Source organism: Sphingobacterium sp. UBA7038 (genome assembly GCF_002494055.1).
Classification (GTDB): domain Bacteria; phylum Bacteroidota; class Bacteroidia; order Sphingobacteriales; family Sphingobacteriaceae; genus Sphingobacterium; species Sphingobacterium multivorum.
The window spans coordinates 255,889-273,832 of the sequence record NZ_DLAV01000011.1 but is presented as its reverse complement, the minus strand read 5'-3'; the positions used below and the strand labels follow the sequence as shown (position 1 = coordinate 273,832).

Genomic DNA, 17,944 nt, shown 5'->3' with positions numbered 1-17,944 from the left:
AGCTATGATGAGATTATGGACAATTTTGCTGCTTTTGTTGGCGATTGAAGCATCGGCACAACCTATTCGTTGGCAGGAACAATACCCCGGTGTATGGAAAGGAACATTTGGCAAACCCGATAATTATACGCTGCTGTCTGCGGCAGGTACGACACCTCAAGCTGCGACCCTCGAACGGTTGCAGTCTGTCGATTTTCCTTTACCCAAAATGGAGGTGCATGCCGAACTGATCGATGGTAAAACATACCTGCGGTTCCCGCTGCAAAAAAACGAACAGATCTACGGACTGGGACTTAATTTTCAGACGGTACATCAGCGGGGCAAGATTCTTAACCTGCATGTCGACCATTATGGTGGCAAAGATAATGGGCGCACTCATGCACCTGTTCCGTTCTACGTCTCGTCCAGAGGATATGGTGTATTGGTCAACTCAGCACAATATTTAACGTATTATGTGGGGACAGGCGTACGGAAAGACGCTAAAGTTCCTGCAGAAGTAAAAGATCGCAATACCGATAAAAGTTGGAACTCTCGGCCTTACTCCGATGCGGTGGAAGTATATGTCCCTGCAGAAGGGGCCGAAGTTTATGTATTTGCAGGCATCAATCCGCTTGATGCCATAAAACGCTATAACCTCTTTTGTGGCGGTGGCGCCCTGCCGCCGAAATGGGGGCTCGGTTTTACGCAACGTGTACAAAAGCTTTATACGGCAGATGAGGTGATCAAGGAGGTGGCGGAATTTGAGGCACATGGCTTCCCGCTTGATTTTATCGGTCTCGAACCCGGCTGGCAGTCCAAAGCTTACCCTTGTTCTTTTGAGTGGGATAAGGGACGTTTTCCAAACCCGGCAGCCTTGGTAAAGAAACTGGCCGATAAAGGTGTGCGTCTGAACCTATGGACAAACCCCTATATCTCTCCAGAATCTCCTATCAGTAAAGCGATTGAACCTTTTACCGGTTCACATACGGTGTGGAATGGAACTGTTCCTGATCTAAATCATCCAGACGCAAAACGCATCCTTGCAGGCCAATTGAGCCGTTCGCAGATCATTATCGGCATCAGCGGATATAAGATTGATGAAGTCGATGGTTACGACTACTACCTTTGGCCCGATATGGCCAAATTTCCCTCGGGTATCAGTGGTATACAGATGCGGCAAACCTATGGTGTACTTGCACAAAAATTGACCGACAGTCTATACCGCCAGCACAACAAACGGACGTTTGGACTGGTGCGTGCATCCAACGCCGGAGCCAACAACATGCCCTATGTAATCTATAACGACTATTATAGTCATCAAGACTTTATTACAGCGCTGGTCAATAGTGGGTTTTGCGGCGTACTGTGGACACCGGAGGTAAGGGGTTCCAAGACAGGCGAGGAATGGTTGCGCCGTTTCCAGACTGTTGTATTCTCACCAATGGCCATGATCAATGCTTGGTCGAGTGGAACAAAACCCTGGTCTTTTCCTGAAGTGGCGGAAAAAGTGAAGTACTATGCGCAGTTGCGGATGGAATTGATGCCTTATCTCTATTCTGAATTTGCAAAATACCATTTTGAAGGAACACCTCCTTTTCGGGCCATGGTGCTGGAAGAGGGATTTCAGGGGCAAACAAAAGCGAGCCTGAGCAATCAGGATCTGGAAACCAATCCTTATCTGGAAGCGGTAAACAAGGAGGTAAAAGATCAGTACATGTGTGGTGAATATCTGTTGGTGGCGCCTTTATTTACAGGCGAGTCTACTAGAAAGGTGCTTTTGCCTAAGGGTAACTGGTACGATTTCTATTCGGGCCGCTATGTCGGTAACGGCGAGGAAATCGTTGCCAAACCCGGAGACGATCGGATACCCGTCTATGTAAAAGATGGGGGCATTATTCCAATGACGACAGCACGGCTTCATGCGCCTGCAGCAGGAGAAAAAGTGAACCTGATTATCCGACATTATGGGGAGAAGGAGGGGATGTATAACCTGTATGACGATGATGGTCTGAGTTTCGATTATGAGAAAGGGGCCTATTCTTGGCGTAGGATAGTCCTGAAAAGAAATGCGTCGGGGAAACTGGAAGGCGATATCTCGGCACCAGCCAAAAATAAACCGAATACGATAGGTACAGTAAAGTTTGAATTTATGGGACAATGATATTGTTTTGAACAATAAGCTATGTTTTAAGCGCCTAAAAACCATTTTTTACTGCTAAAAAGACCAAAAAATACACTGTTTAACCTCGCAGATTGACTGATATTTGAGGTAACTGATAATAAAAAAATAACCAATTTATTAAATGCATGGCCGGGTTATCGATCATCTTCTCATGATAGACAATCGCCATAAAAACTGATTTATTATGATAAAAAGTATCACAAAAATGGGGTGCTTTGTACTCTTCCTATTTCTAGCTTTGGGGAGTATAGGCTTACCGGTCTTTGCCCAACAAAACATTCGGCTTTCGGGAAAGGTGACCAACAAAAAAGGAGAGGCATTGCAGGGAGTCACTGTTCGTATCAAAGGGAAAAGTCAGGGGACAAGTACAGATGCCACGGGGAAGTATCAGCTTGATGTTGCACCATCCAGTACCGTTGTCTTTAGTCAAGTAGGCATGAAAGAGCAGGAGCGTACTGTCGGTAACCAGCGACAACTTGATGTCACGTTGGAAGATAGTGACAATGCGCTGGATGAAATTGTTGTTACAGGTTATGGTGGTGTTGCAAAGAAACGTGACCTTACGGGCGCTATATCTTCCGTCAACGCAAAGAAAATCGAAGAGCGTCAACCCATTAACCTTTTCGATGCCTTACAGGGGCAGGCTGCCGGAGTTCTTATTGTCAATGACGGTGGTGGAGCACCTGGGGCGACAGGATCTATTCAAGTGCGGGGTACCTCCACGTTGAATGGGGGAAATGGTCCTTTATATCTGGTCGATGGAGTAATTAACCCCGATGGTGCCACCATAAATCCAACAGATATCGAGAATATCGAGGTCCTCAAAGATGCTGCTTCGGCATCTATTTATGGATCGCGTGCAGCCAATGGCGTAATCCTCATCACAACCAAGCGCGGATCCGAAGGAAGACCCATGGTTAATGTCAATTACAATCATCTTTTCGGGCGTCTAGCCCATTATATCCCGGTAAGTAACTCTGCTGAAGTAAGGGCTTTCCGGTATATTCAAGGCCTCAATACCAATACGGATTCCATCAACCCAAGTTTCAATTCGGATAACGATTTACAAAGACTCTTGTTGGGAAATCTTGCTCAAAAGAAAGAAATCAAGATGAGCGTATCAGGTGGTCAGAAAAATCTCCGTTACTACAGCAGTTTGAATTACCTGGATGATAAATCGATCATCTTGAATAGTTACGCCAAACGGTTACAGTCACGTATCAATGTTGAATATCAGTTTTCATCCAAATTGAGGTATTCCAACAATATTTCTTTTTCCTGGCAAAAAGGCAATACGATTCCAATCGGCAATACGATCCGCGTCGTCATGGATCGTCCTGCTTATTCCTTGATTTACTATCCTGATGGCTCTTTAACAAGCTACATCGGTTCGAAGCGAAATCCTGTCGCCAACGCCTTGTTTGAAAAAAATATCGATGAAACCTATTCCGGGCAATTGAACAACCAGTTGGATTATCAAATTCGGGACGACCTGAAATTTACGACCTTGTTTAATGTGCGGTTGGACAATTTACAGAATACCCAATTCTCACCACGTTTTTTATCAGCAAACAAGGATCAGAATAGCGGAACAAACGAGTTTAATAAAACGTTCACTTGGGAGTTTCAATCTTATCTAAATTATAACAAGACTTTTGCACAGGACCATAATGTCACGGCCTTATTGGGATTCAGTTCGGATCGCAGACGCTATGACCGTTTTCATTCTGAATATATGAATAGCGTCAATGAGGAAGTTCTGGTGACTTTTCCGGATTACCTCACGCCGTCAAAAACCTATACCACAGCAACGGCCAACGCTTCTGCCTCCGTTTTTAGCCGTATTGGCTACAATTACAAAGGACGTTATCTCGTTCAGGGATCCTACAGAAGGGATGGTTCATCGCGGTTCGGTGCAGCAAATAAATGGGGGAACTTTCTCTCAGCATCTGCTGCCTGGCGTTTTTCGGACGAGAATTTTATGAAATGGGCGAAGCCGGCATTGGTAGATGCTAAATTAAGATACAGCATTGGACAGCTTGGAAACGATAAAGTAGGCGATTATGAATCGTATACAAAAGTGGCCTTCGGCGGGTCCTATAATGGTGTCGGCGGAGCTGCATTGACCAGTACATTTGGAAATAATCGGATCAAATGGGAAACAACCACCCAGAACAATGTGGGCCTAGACCTGACTTTCTTAAATGGACGATTAGGATTTACGGCAGATTACTATGTCAAGACTACAACAGATTTATTGTATCCGCGAGAGCTTGCCAAGGAAACTGGTTATGCAAAAGTGAATGTCAACCTGGGAACGATTCGCAACCGCGGAATGGAGTTTGTAATTAGTGGAAAACCAATCGTAACACCTGATTTCAGCTGGGAAGTGAATGGTAATATTTCTTTTGAACGCGGTAAGATCGTGAAGCTGGCAGATGGAATTCCATTTTTCCCGGGCAATAAATGGTATGCAGAAGAAGGCGGCCGTATCGGAAATTTCTATGGCTGGCGCAATTTAGGGGTTTATTCCTGGGACGAGTCCAACGCCTACAATGATAATTGGGAGAAATTGACACTCGTACTTGACGATCAGGGTAAACCGATGTATCGTGATGGAAAAGCAGTCTATACCTTCAATGGTAGTGATTACCAGGGTACAGTACATCAGCTATATGCGCCCGATGGTAAACTGAAAGGTGGAGATGCAGAATGGCTTAACAATAAGAAAGATAGTTTGATCAATGACGAAGACCGCATGATCCTCGGCAATGCGACACCAAATTTCTACTTTGGTTTTATGCAGACCTTTAGATACAAACGATTTACCCTAAATGTACTGTTTAACGGTTCTTTTGGTGGTGAAGTTTACAATGCGCTGCTGCAACGTCAAAATTATCCGAGCAACACAGGAGCAGGCTCTCCGGATATGGTCTATAATGTATGGCGCAAACCCGGCGATGTGGCCAAATATCCAAATTATGTGGAGAGAAACAACCGTGGAAACCTAAAAACAAACCAGAATAGCCTTTATATCGAAGATGCAACATTTGTTCGTCTGTCAAGTGCACGGTTGGCCTATACCTTCGATCCGCAGTTGATCAACAGATTAAAAATGAAAGGGCTTACAGCCTTTGTTTATGGAAGCAACCTGTTGACATGGACCAATTATAGGGGCTACGATCCCGAATTCAGTACAAACAATCCGCTGACTCCGGGAGAGGATGATGGCCGTTATCCGAGGAGACGGGAGTTTGGATTTGGCGTAAATATCAATTTTTAGCATTTATCGATTAGGGTAAGTTCCGTCGAAGGATGGGACAGATAAAATATTTTTGACATGAAAACAAAGATCTTAACACTGTTACTGCTGTCAGCTACATTGGGAGGCTGTAACAAATTCTTGGAAGAAAAACCGCTGGCCGAAGTTGCGCTGGACCAGCATTATAAAAACTTATACGATGTGCAGGCCGCAATAGCCGGCATGTATAGCGCCTTTCAGCTCGAAATGGTCGGTAAGGGGAATTATCAGGACAACAAAGACAATTATCTCGAAAAATACCTGTATTGGGGCGAGTATCGTGCCGATAATTTTGACCGCGCAATTAGTTACACCAAAGACTATGTGGACGAGATCGTACTAAATAGCCTTACGCCAACCAACCAGTTTTCAGACTGGAGCGGGCTCTATACCGCCATCGGGCGTATCAATAACAATATCAAGTATATTCCAAAGGCAGCGGAATTGGATAGCCGTATTACCCCCGAGATGCTTAAGGATTATCTCGCGCAGTGTTATGCGCTTCGAGCGATGTGTTATTTCTATCTCGTGCGTGTTTGGGGCGATGCTCCGATATGGCTTGAACCTTATGAGGATGTACAGCAGCCCGCTGCCAGCGCACGTGAACCGAAAGATAAGATATTGAACGAGGTCATTATTCCAGATCTGGAAAAAGCCTATTCTCTGGTCGATAAAGATGCGAAAAACGCCCTATGGACAATCGGAGGAGCAGGAATATGCGCGATCATGTCTGATGTGTATATGTGGAAAAAGGACTATCAAAATGCAACAACATGGATCACACGCCTGTTTTTGACAAAGTCTCCTACAGGAGTGAGCTATGCCGGAACCAATGAAACCAATTTGCAGGATGGCGCAAGCTGGAAGACTATTTTTGTCAATCCAACTTCCAGTAAAGAAACGATTTGGAGTATCCATTGGGACTATTTAAAAAATGGCTGTGCCTGTATGCAAACGTCGTGGTCTCCCAATAATAAGCAGATCATAGTCGATGAAGGAGTGTGGGCAACCTGGTTTCAGCCACAAACGACAACCTCGCCAAGTCCAGATATTAGACCTCAACAAACATTGGATGTCTATTTTGGATTGCCAAGCAACAAAAGAGATCGCTTTATCAAGTGGTATCCCACTGATGCCAACCCAACCAAAGCGGATCCATGGCCGGTGACAAATCAGACCCTACCGGTTTATTTGACCATGTACCGACTGAGTGACATGTATCTCTTATACGCTGAAGCGTTGAATGGCCTCGGTGACCGAACCAATGCCCTGAAATATTTAAACTTTGTCCGCAAGCGTGCTCGCCTGTCACTATATGATGCGAATGATGCATCTATTGCGACAAGCTACCAGTTGGAAACGGCGATTTTGGATGAACGTCGTCTGGAACTTTTTGGTGAAGGTAAAAGGTGGTTTGATCTGGTGCGCACCGGACGTGTGAAAGAAGTGATGGACCCAATCTTGAAACGTAGACAGGAAGAAGCGGGTAATTTAGATAAACCTGGATTTCTAGATCCAACAAACAGAGTGTATTGGCCTATTCACCGGAATGTTTTAAACTCCAATAAATCATTGGTTCAAAATCCCGGATATACAGATTAATAGAAGAATTTAAATCAGAGAGTCATGAAAAGAATGTTTAAGACCAAATGGACCTATAGCGCTATCATCGTAGCAAGTCTATTAATGACAAGTTGTTCACTTTTCGATTTGGAACTGCAAAAAGATTACGACTACGAACATAAAACTTTAGATCCCAATATCGGGTTAAGCGCACGGAAATTTTTGGAGAACCGATCGTATGAGACGGTAGAAAACCCAACGGATACAGTTTTTAAATGGATGCGGAAGGGCTTAGAGTATGCCGGAATTCCTTTGGAAGAATTTGAAAAAAACGATCGAACCTTTATTTTCTTACATAATGAAGCCATAAAGAGCTGGGATACTAAAACGAAGAAGGTGACAGCAGGCCTGTTTTTTGACTTCCCAATTGTGACCGGAGTGGATGGAACAGGTAAACCGATTACGAGACCGGCAACAAAATGGGAAGAATACAATAAAGATGATGTCCGTAACTATTTCCTTTATCTCATGCTGCAAGGGAATTACAACTTCGATAGGCTGACTATTGAAAATACAAAGGCCAAAACAATGCTTCCATCCAATACGGTTGCCAGCAAAAGTTCTTTATTGGGATACATGAATGAAGGCAAAGGTTTTGATCAAGAAGGGCTGATGGCGTTACGTCTGGTTAATAACAGTGATTTGGCGCCGATTCAGATTAACAATAAAACAACCAATCGATCCGGGGGGTATATTGTGACGAATGGCGTGGTTCATGTCTTTGGAAGCAAGGGCAATACAACAGTTTATCCTTTTTCAGGAGCACTTTAACGAAAGAACCTTTTAAACAAATTTAAATATGATCAAAAAGAATTCAGGTATTGCTTCACTTCTGCTGCTATTGGCGGTAGGAACTAGCTGTGAGAAATCGCCAGCTGAAAAACTCACTTTAAACAGTATTGCCTGTGTGCAATGCCACAGTATTCAGTCGGCAGCGGATCTTCAGGCACTAAGCTTACAGCCCGGAGACACGGTCATTATGAAGTCTGGCCAATGGACCAATCAGGAACTAACCTTCAGTGCTCAGGGAACAAAACAGCAGCCTATTGTATTGATGGCAGAGCAGCGGGGGGCTGTTATCATGAAAGGTACTTCTTCTGTTAGTATCACGGGACAATGGTTAGTTGTGGATGGACTCGTATTTCAGGATGGGTATACGACAGGCAAAAATGTGGTGGATTTTACTTCTTCCTCTTCAAACTGTCGTCTTACCAATACGTCGATTGTGGACTATAATCCGCCGGCAGCAACGACCGACTACCGTTGGGTTTCCATCAATGGTTCCTATCATCGCATTGACCACTGCTATTTAAAAGGAAAGACCCATCAGGGACCGACCATGGTCGTATGGGGAACCAGTAAACCAATGAAACACCGGATCGATCACAACTTCTTTGGCGAGCGTGCTGCGGTACCGAACAACGGCGGCGAAACCATCCGTGTCGGAACCAGCGACTGGTCGATGACAAATGCACTTACAAGCATTGAAGATAATATTTTTCAGCGCTGTAACGGTGAAACGGAAATTATATCCAATAAGATGGGAGCCGATACCATCCGCAACAACTATTTCTATGAAAGCCAAGGAACTTTATGTCTGCGGCATGGCAATGGATCAGCCGTTTATGGCAACTATTTTGTAGGTAATGGCAATAGCGCCGCTGGCGGTATTCGTATCATCGGTGAAGATCATCTTGTCTACAACAATTACTTCCAGAATATGGCCGGCACGGGACAAAAAGCTGCGTTGGCCATTATGGACGGTGTACCAAATTTACCTTTAAGCGGTTACTTTCAGGTAAAACGCGTGAAAGTTGTTTCCAATACAATGATCAAGTGTAAGCAGTCATTTGATATAGGTTCAGGTAAAGGTGGCAATAGCCGGACATTGCCGCCAACGGATGGGCATATCGCAAATAATGTGGTTTCACAATCTGCCCAATCTACCATGTTGTCCTTTACCGATCAACCGGTCAATTTTGTGTATCAGGGAAACATCGTTTTTGATGTGCCGACAAGTCAACAACTGCCGGCTGGATTTACCCGAGTTAATCCACAGTATACGCTAACAACAGATGGCATCTATGAGCCAACGAGTAGCAGCCCGGTATTGGGTGCCTTTGTAGGGAATTATCCTTTTGCGGCAGCGGCAGATGCTGGAGCGCCTAAACTGGATACAAAACACCGCGATCTGCTGAAAGCCCAAAATATAGGTCCTGTATTTATGACCGACCTGGGAAATAGCTTGGTTATTAATCCTTAAAAGACCCTAAATATTACTTTATGCGGGGAATAAATTGTTTATTCCCCGCTTTTTTTGCGGTAAACAATGCTTGTATTTACCGCATATAATTTTGAGATCAACGGAAACATACTGCTACCAAGTTATACCTAAAAACAATTTTCAATCAGTATTTAGACAGTAATCAGTCAGTGTTTATTCAGTCGTCACTGAGCAAGCACTGAACAATCACTGAACGAGCACTGAACAAACACTGTAAAAAGATAGAACTTGACTACTATCTGATCCTGATTTGCTGCAGCTAAAAATTATTCTGAAAAAAAAGGAAAAGTTACACGTGTGAACAAGAATAACCGGGACTTCTACTAAAAGAACCCAAGGCCCGATCACCAGACAGGTCGTTGTTTTATTTAATGATAGGAAAGGTTATAAAGTTCTTGCACTCACAGGTGGTAAGTTTGGCAATTTTCATTTGTACTTTTTGACAGGTTTTGGAGAATGCTTTTTTCGGTATTCTTTATAATTTCCATGTTTTTCGTATTCCAGCGTACCTTCCGCACAGTAACTGCTGAGATAAACAGAAAATTTATTGCTTTGCTCTTTGTTGGCATTCAGCTGTTGGATTATTTCAGAAACACGGCGGGGTATTTCGAAAAAATTGGAATTATAAACAAGATCATCCAGTTCTTTCGTCAGCTCAATACGACGTTTTGACTCCGGGGGAATATTGTAGAGCGGTGTTAAATCTATTGGTTTTTTGAATATGGTGTGCGGTTGAATTTTTAACGCACGGCAGATCAGGATAAAGTTATTCAGTGAGGCACCTTTTCCTCGTTCAATGGCCGCGATTGTATTGGTGGTTAATCCGGTCATATTGGCTACATCTTTCAAGGTGTAGTATATTTTTTCACGTTGAACGCGCAATTGCTCGCCGACTTCTTCCAGTATATTCTCATTGGTGTATCCCATATACAAATGGAAAACTTATTTGCGCATTTTTAGAATAATAATATTTGTAATTTATTTGCGCAAATAAATATTTGTTTTTATATTTGTTTCAACGAGAGCCGATGACTAAACTTAAGTTACAACAACAGGTCAGGAGAAGAGGTGTTAATCTGTTGAAGTACAACTAAAATCTAAAGAATGAGAAAATTAAGAATTAAAAATATCGCAAAGTCACCAGAATAAAATTGATTTCTATTTTATAGACTTGTATCTAGCATCCTATGTTGATAACCCCTATTATTGACTTGTAACTGCCATTCAAAGCATAGGATTAATAAAAAATAAAATTATTTGAATCGTTGAAATAGACTCCTCATTGAGTTTATTTAAAAGCTGTTTTTGCGCAAAAATAAAGTAATTATTTTGCGTTAGGGATGTTCTTTGACTTATTGGTATTGAAAGGGAGAATATAAAAATATAGGCTGATCAGATGTTTTACTGATCGGTTTGATTAGGATAGGAGGTATCTTGTGATGCCGTAGGGTGAGCGCAATGGCGACTCACTAAATACCCTTTTTAATAAAATGTTGGGTAAAATTCTACGTTATGTTCTTGATTATTATTGGGATACTATGAAGTGGGATTTCGATAATATCAAAATGTGGGGTATACACAACGTTCAGTTTAATTTCCCTCTTGATATGCGATGTTGATGATCTCAAATTTTGGGGTATACACAACATATGTTCTTTGAAAAAAGGATTGAGAATGATGCTAATGACCTCAAATTGTCAGGTATACACAACAGGCGCTTTTCGGACTTTTCTTATTTCTTGAAGTTGATTATCTCAGAATATAGCGTATACACAATTAATATTTTTTTAGAGTTACTAAGAGTTGATGTTGATGATCTCAAAAGTAGGGTATACACAACAGTGAGTAATGAACCAAAAAAACAAACCAGATGTTGATGATCTCAAAAAGTAAGGTATATATAACCAATGGTGGAAGCTTTTGCTAGTGGTGAAAATTGTTGATGATCTCAAAATGTAAGGTATATACAATTTGAAGATGATACTAACAATCATAACCAGAATGATGATCTCAGAATGTAGGGGATATATGCAACTAGCGCATGGGCTACTACTGTTTATTTACGTGATATTAGAATTTTAAAATTATATATTGAGGCATCTTGTGATGCCGTAGGGTGAGCGCAATGGCGACTCACTAAATACCCTTTTTAAAAAAATGTTAAGTAAATGCAGCATTGGTTGATTTATGACCTTAAAAAGTGGGGGATTGATAATTTACCTTTGTGATTAGCTGATGTAGATAATCTCATTATCAAGGGTATTCACAACTCGTTTTACATAACCAAATATCGAAATGAAGAGTATACACAATTGTCAGTCTTCGTGGAACTAGGATCTCGTTGATGTTAATGATATTGAAATGAAGGGAATACACAACTGGCGAACCATATTAAATAACTATTGACTAGATGCTAATGATAGCGAAATGCAGGGTATAAGAAATAAGATGCGATTATTTGGCGTAAAAGATATTATTGGTCTCAAAAAGTAGGGTATTCACAACAGAGAATTCTAGCTTCTCTAACTAATCAAAATCTTGATGATCTCATATCGTAGGGTATAAACAACAGAGTCTTGTGTCTGTGTTTTCTGATGCCGAATGTTAATGATCTCAAAAAGCAGGGTATAAGGAACTGGCGCATGGGCTACTACTGTTTTCTACGCGATATTAGAATTTTCAAAAGCATCTTGTTATGCCGTAGGGTGAGCGTAATGGTGACTCACTAAATGCCGCTTTTAAGAAAATTTTGGGTTACATCCTACGCTATGTTTTTGATTATTATTGGAATATTAGAGGGTAGGGTGTTGATGATGTCAAAATATAGGGTATATGCAACTGCCACAATAAATTTACTATGGATTTTTTGGGTGTTGATGATGTCAAAATATAGGGTATATGCAACTAGAGATATTGGATGCCGTGACCTTCACCTGGTGTTGATGATGTCAAAATATAGGGTATATGCAACAAGATTTTTGGAATCGCTATGATATGGATAGGTGTTGATGATCCCAAAATGTAGTGTATATACAACTATACCTACTAGAAGACTCGTTTTAAACACATGGTGATGATCTAAAAAAGAGCGTATACACAACAACCTATGCGTGTATCGCCCGCGGGATAGGATGTTAATGATATCGAAATAAAGGGTATACACAACTGAGTCTTGTTTGTGAAACGTGAGAAATTTGATGTTGATTATATGCAATTAGCGTATGAGCTGCTACCGTAATTAATTCCGTTGCGTAGTACTTGAAAAGTAAGAAAATTTTCAAAATTATATATTGAGGCATCTTGTTGTGCCGTAGGGTGAGCGCAATGGCGACTCACTAAATACCCTTTTTTCATAAGATGTTAATGATCTCAAAATGCAGGGTATACACAACTCGCTTGCGAACTGGAAAGCACTATGAAACTCAAAATGTAGGGTATATTCAAAATGCGAAAAAATCGTAATTGGGGAAACTATCATGTTGATGATTCTAAAATGTAGGGTATACATAACGGCTCGATAGTGGATTGTTTTATCCTTTTGATGTTGATCATCTCAAAATGTATAGGGTATACACAACTGGAACGCGTAACGCCAATACCGCCCACTCAATACCAATAAGTTTTATAACCAAATAACAATTTACACTTACTCGGCTTCGATTTCCATAAGATCGTCAATTTCCGCCGAAGCTGCGGTAAGTGATTTTCGTATGCTAACCATAAAAACGAATTATGAAACCAATTTTACTAAACAAGGACATTAAAACTGCCATTGAACACCTGCACAATGGTCATGAAAAGGGACTTAAATTTTTCTACCAAAAATTCTATGAACACTTCCTTTTTCGCGCCCGCCGTGCTACCGATGATGAATGTACTGGCGAAAGTATCGCCCAAGAGGCTTTTCTCCGTCTTTGGCTGTTCCGAGAAAATGTACATTCCGAAACCGAGGTATTCGACTTTCTGAAAGGCCAGGTGAAGTCCGCCATTCACGCTTTTTATCAAAAATCGCGTAATAGGTTTCACCGAAGCTTACTCCGCCTCGACAGCATTGAGGACTATCAGGAATTTATGCTGGGTTACGAACTGGAAGAGGAAAACGAAGAAGATGTACTCTATATCGAGCAACTGGAACTGGAGAAGAAAAAGAAAATGGACCAGCTCAATGCCATTATGCCTAACCTCAACAACGATCAACAGCTCTTTATTCGCCTGTGCCTCAAATATAGTTTTAATTATGAACGTATCGCTTACTATATGGGGAATATCTCTGATTATGAGGTTAGCCTACAAATAGAGAAAACAATCGAATACCTGCGTTCCATCATTCATAGTGAAGAGAAAATGCAGCTCATGGCCAAACCTGTTGAATTTAAATTAAATGGCGAAATGACCGAAGGAGAAGCTGAGGTCTTCCGCATGCGCTATGAATTGCAGTATTCCTTTGACAAGATTTCAGAAGCTTTACAATTGGATGGGGGACAGGTGCGTACTTTATTTATTAATGCACATGCAAAAATTAAATCTGCTAAGAAAACAGCATAAAAAACATAAAAAGATATGGCAGCTGATACAATGGTATTGACCCGCAAAATACAGGTTTTTGTGGATTGTGACGATAAAGAAAAACGATCGGAATATTTTAAACAACTCTTTGAATGGCAGGATCTTGTTTTCCGTGGTGCCAATATAGTCATCACCCATCAATATGTACAGGAAAATCTGAAAGATCTGATTTATCTGCAAGAAGATGTGAAAATCAAACTGGCCGATCAGGCAAAAGATCCGGAAGGTGTATTGAATACTTCACGGATGAATACAACTTATCGCCTGCTGTCCAGTTATTTTAAGGGACGAATTCCCACAGATATTCTATCCCAGATAAACACGGCTTTAATCAAATATTTTCAGGCAGATCGTCTCTCATACTGGAAGGGTGAAAAATCACTTCGCAATTACAAAAAGGATATGCCCATTCCCTTTCCTGGTAGACGAATTAACTTGAGTAAAGATGAGAATAATAGAGATTTTAAATTCACACTATTCAAAATACCTTTTCGGACCTACCTCGGTAAAGACCGATCGGATAAAAGGGTGTTGCTCCAACGTGCATTGGTCGGACAAATCAAAGTCTGCAGCAGCGCAATCAAAATTGTTAAAGGCAAGATCTTTCTTCTGCTGGCCCTGGAACTTCCCAAAAAGATCCAAGAATTGAAAGATAACATTATCGCCGAAGCGTCGCTTTCTATCGAACACCCTATAGCAGTAACCATCGGTAAGGAGTCCTTTCAGATCGGCAACAAGGAAGAGTTTACTTACCGCCGTATGGCCATTCAAGCAGCACGACATCGTTTACAAAAAGCCGCCGCATTTGATAAAGGTGGACGTGGACGTAAACGGAAAATGAAAAGCTTGGAACACTACAACGAAAAGGAGAAAAATTACGTAGACGCCAAACTCCACCTCTATAGCCGTCGGTTAATAGAACTTTGTGTGAAAGCACAAGCGGGTACGCTCTTATTGGTCAACCAATCCAATAAGGAAGAAATTGCAAAAGGGGATGAATTCCTGTTGCGCAACTGGAGCTACTATGGACTTATCGAAAAAATTAAATACAAGGCCAAAATGGTCGGTATTAACATTATTATAGAATGAATTAATCCAATTTTTCGCCCCGATAAAATTTCGTATACGCATCCCGTGCATAGCCGTTGTCTAAGTACTCAAACGTGCTAGCACCGGCTCCCTTTAACTCCTGGCCGCGATAGTAAACAGCCCAGGAGTCTTTTGCATAACCTCCTCCAAGCGCTTTAAATGTAGATGGCGAGGCACCCTTAACTTTTACCCCTTGATAGTAAACTACCCAGGGATCTGCCGCATAGCCGTTTCCGATTAATTTGAACGAGTTGGGGCTGCCGCCCTCCACTTTGACTCCGCGGTAAAAAAGATTCCAGGCGTCTTTGGCATAGCCATCATCAAGGTATGCAAAGGCTGAAGCAGAAGCCTCTTCCACTTTCTGATTTTTATAAAAAACAGACCAATTGTCCTTAGCGTATTGACCGCCAAGGGGCTGTGTGTTAGGACCAGCAAATTTATCATTCTTTTCACCCCTATAATAGCTCGACCAATTATCTTTTGCATAACCCCGGCCGAGATTTTCAAAGCTTGAAGCATTGGCCCCATTAATTTCCTTGCCTAAATAATAAGCTTTCCAGGGGTCTTTGCTGTAACCATTTCCCAATACCTTGAAGGAAGACGCTGTTGCGTTTGACAGTGGCTTGCCATAAAAATAAACCCTCCAGGCATCGCTAGCGTAACCGTCTCCCAGGAATTGAAAAGTGGATGGACTTGCATCAGTTATTATTGCTCCTCGAAAATAAACCTTCCAGGTATCCTTTGCATAACCCGAACCTAAAAATTGAAATGAACCGGCATTGGCGTTCGGAATTTCTTTACCACGATAATAAACGCGTGATCCGATTTTGCTGTAACCATCGCCCAGATGGTCCTGTAGGAAAAGAGCAATATGGTTATTTTGCGCAATATTTGCACAAATAGCCTGTGTGGCACTAGTCAATAAAAGAAGAACGAGCATGGTTTTAAATGGGACTTTTGTCATCATATAGGGCATCGGGTTAAATTTGAAAGCAAATAATCATGTTGTACTCTTGTTAATGAGACCCGGTAATACTCGTAAAGTTTAGTCAATAATTAAATTTTTTTGAACTGTTACCTTGCACTTTTTCCGAGATCGGTTTGCTATTTATTTGCCGATGCTTTGCTGTTTCTCTGCTGTTTGATTGGTGGTTCTTTGCCGTTTCTTTGCTTATTCTTCGGGTCTTCTTCGTATCTGCTTCGAGAATGGTTTGCTATTCGTTTGCCGTTTCTTTGGTGTTTCTTCGCTGTTTCTCTGCTAAAATGGTAATTAAATAGCAACCAATCGGCAAAGAATAGGCAAAGAATAAGCAAGCAAGGGGGCTAGTAAGCCCCTAGCATACCTTACGCGATTACGACCAATCACCCTAGAGAAGGCTAATGCGATCGCAAAAACAGGGGCGATTGGTAAGTTAACCTGCCTAACAGCGAAAGGCTGAACACAAGGTTGCATAGATGGCACTTATTTGGTCGGCTGTAAGTGTATTTCGGGAAAGGAGTAACTGGAATCCTGGATCGTGGTAAACAGGGAATAATCGGTGTAATCGGGAACGGCTATTCGCAGGAGATAGCTGCCCTTTTTTATCACCTGTATTTTAAATTCGCCATTGCTATTTCTAACGGTATCCCGACCTAATAAAGCCAAGGGTTCCCTTTCCTTATTGGACGCATAGGTTTCAATAATAAAATACCCAACGGGGTTATACTGATGGTCAACCAACCGGCCGGTAATACGGTAAGGTGGAGTAGTAAATAGCCCATACAGTGAACAAGAGAGTAGCAGTAGTTTCAGCATATTTTTCCATTGTGTAGCTCGATAACATACAGGTATCCAGCTGATGAATCTTAAAACGGAGATCCTCACCTCACGATTGGAATGACGATCTATGCAAAGGTAGCCTGCTGCGTCATTGAATAAATATCACAAGTTTATGAAAAACTATCATTTTGCATTTTCTGCTTGTATGCGGAAGGAGATAAACCCGTCAGTTTTTTGAAAAATCTGGAAAGATTATTAGGATCGCTGAAATGAAGTTCAAAGGCAATTTGGGCGATAGACTGTTCGTCCAATAGAAGCCGCTGTTTGATTTCTTGTATTTTTCGGTGTTGGAGGAGGGTAATTGGACTATGTCCGGTGTAGGCTTTGATTTTGCGATTCAGCTCATTGCGGTGTATTTTTAGTAAACTAGCATATTGGTTGCAGTTCAGGTTAGAATTGACATGCTCTTCCATGAGCATTTTAAATCGAGTGAGCAAATTGTTGTTCGCGCTTTCGCTGGCTATATGATGAAATGCACGAAATAGCCGGTCCAGTCGAAGTAAAATACTGGCAAGCAATGCGCGGATCATATTGAGGCTGTCGGATCGGAACGCACCGACTTCAAAAACAATTTCGGAGAGCATAGATTTGAACAACCCAAAATCACCGTCCATAGCGACAATATAAGGTGCAAACGAATAATTGTAAAAATAGGGAAGTTTGTAAACCAGTGTTTTATCCTGAAAGAAAGATTCCAAAAACTCGGGCTTAAAGATTAAATGAAATCCTTTGACACCGTTTTTATCAAAGTCACATTGCTTAATCTGATTGGGCGAAGCAAATAAGATGGTGCCTGGGCATAATTCGATACGCTTTTCATTGGTGTATGCCACTCCGTTTCCCTTTTCAAAAAACATGATCTCAAAAAAGTTGATGGTGTGCGGACCGGCCTCAAAAATCAGATCGGTATTATCCTCGAACCGATGGGCATCCATCGCTAAGGGAAAGCCGTATTTGCTGTCTTCAAAATCAAAATAACGCATAATAGTGTCTTCAAACCAATAGGAAACGCCTAAGCGTTAAAATCGCAATGAATAAATATAATAGTTTTTCTGAATATTGCTTGACAGGGAATTGAGGCCCCATCCGTGACATGCAAGG

Annotated in this window: 11 protein-coding genes; 7 read left to right on the top strand and 4 right to left on the bottom strand. The window is 41.7% G+C overall.

Annotated features, from left to right (window positions below; genetic code table 11):
- Positions 1–4 precede the first annotated feature (4 nt).
- The 5 genes from B3H30_RS05635 (at position 5) to B3H30_RS05615 (ending at position 9,348) form a co-directional block, all read left to right on the top strand.
- Positions 5–2,140 carry a TIM-barrel domain-containing protein gene (locus tag B3H30_RS05635; protein ID WP_286710405.1) on the top strand — a complete coding sequence of 712 codons (2,136 nt, stop codon included), beginning with the start codon at positions 5–7 and terminating at the stop codon, positions 2,138–2,140.
- 205 nt (positions 2,141–2,345) lie between these two features.
- Positions 2,346–5,444, top strand: a complete 3,099-nt coding sequence (locus tag B3H30_RS05630; RefSeq protein ID WP_286710404.1) for a SusC/RagA family TonB-linked outer membrane protein — start codon at positions 2,346–2,348, stop codon at positions 5,442–5,444.
- Between the two features lie 57 nt (positions 5,445–5,501).
- Positions 5,502–7,064, top strand: a complete 1,563-nt coding sequence (locus B3H30_RS05625) for a RagB/SusD family nutrient uptake outer membrane protein (protein ID WP_286710403.1) — start codon at positions 5,502–5,504, stop codon at positions 7,062–7,064.
- Between the two features lie 24 nt (positions 7,065–7,088).
- The gene (locus B3H30_RS05620) at positions 7,089–7,856 is read left to right on the top strand and encodes a hypothetical protein (protein ID WP_286710402.1); all 768 of its coding nucleotides are present in this window, start codon (positions 7,089–7,091) and stop codon (positions 7,854–7,856) included.
- 28 nt (positions 7,857–7,884) lie between these two features.
- Positions 7,885–9,348 (top strand): polysaccharide lyase 6 family protein, encoded by a 1,464-nt coding sequence (locus B3H30_RS05615; protein ID WP_286710401.1) that lies wholly within the window; start codon positions 7,885–7,887, stop codon positions 9,346–9,348.
- A gap of 447 nt (positions 9,349–9,795) precedes the next feature.
- Here the strand turns inward: B3H30_RS05615 and B3H30_RS05610 are convergent, their stop codons facing one another.
- Positions 9,796–10,296, bottom strand: a complete 501-nt coding sequence (locus B3H30_RS05610; RefSeq protein ID WP_286710400.1) for a helix-turn-helix domain-containing protein — start codon at positions 10,294–10,296, stop codon at positions 9,796–9,798.
- A 2,805-nt stretch (positions 10,297–13,101) separates the two neighbouring features.
- Here B3H30_RS05610 and B3H30_RS05605 point away from each other — a divergent pair.
- Together B3H30_RS05605 and B3H30_RS05600 are read left to right on the top strand one after the other, a co-directional pair.
- Complete coding sequence (locus B3H30_RS05605; protein WP_286710399.1) at positions 13,102–13,914, top strand: hypothetical protein; 813 nt, start codon at positions 13,102–13,104, stop codon at positions 13,912–13,914.
- Positions 13,915–13,929: 15 nt separating this feature from the next.
- Positions 13,930–15,024: a hypothetical protein gene (locus B3H30_RS05600; protein WP_286710398.1), complete on the top strand. Its 1,095-nt coding sequence runs from the start codon at positions 13,930–13,932 to the stop codon at positions 15,022–15,024.
- 1 nt (position 15,025) lies between these two features.
- Here B3H30_RS05600 and B3H30_RS05595 read toward each other — a convergent pair whose 3' ends face one another.
- From B3H30_RS05595 to B3H30_RS05585, 3 genes are all read right to left on the bottom strand, one after another.
- Positions 15,026–15,991: a DKNYY domain-containing protein gene (locus tag B3H30_RS05595; protein WP_286833584.1), complete on the bottom strand. Its 966-nt coding sequence runs from the start codon at positions 15,989–15,991 to the stop codon at positions 15,026–15,028.
- A 495-nt stretch (positions 15,992–16,486) separates the two neighbouring features.
- Entirely contained in the window at positions 16,487–16,819 is a 333-nt protein-coding gene (locus B3H30_RS05590; RefSeq protein ID WP_153845189.1) for a hypothetical protein, read from the bottom strand.
- Between the two features lie 134 nt (positions 16,820–16,953).
- Positions 16,954–17,826, bottom strand: coding sequence for an AraC family transcriptional regulator (locus B3H30_RS05585; protein WP_286710396.1), 873 nt, complete (start codon positions 17,824–17,826; stop codon positions 16,954–16,956).
- Between the last annotated feature and the right edge of the window lie 118 nt (positions 17,827–17,944).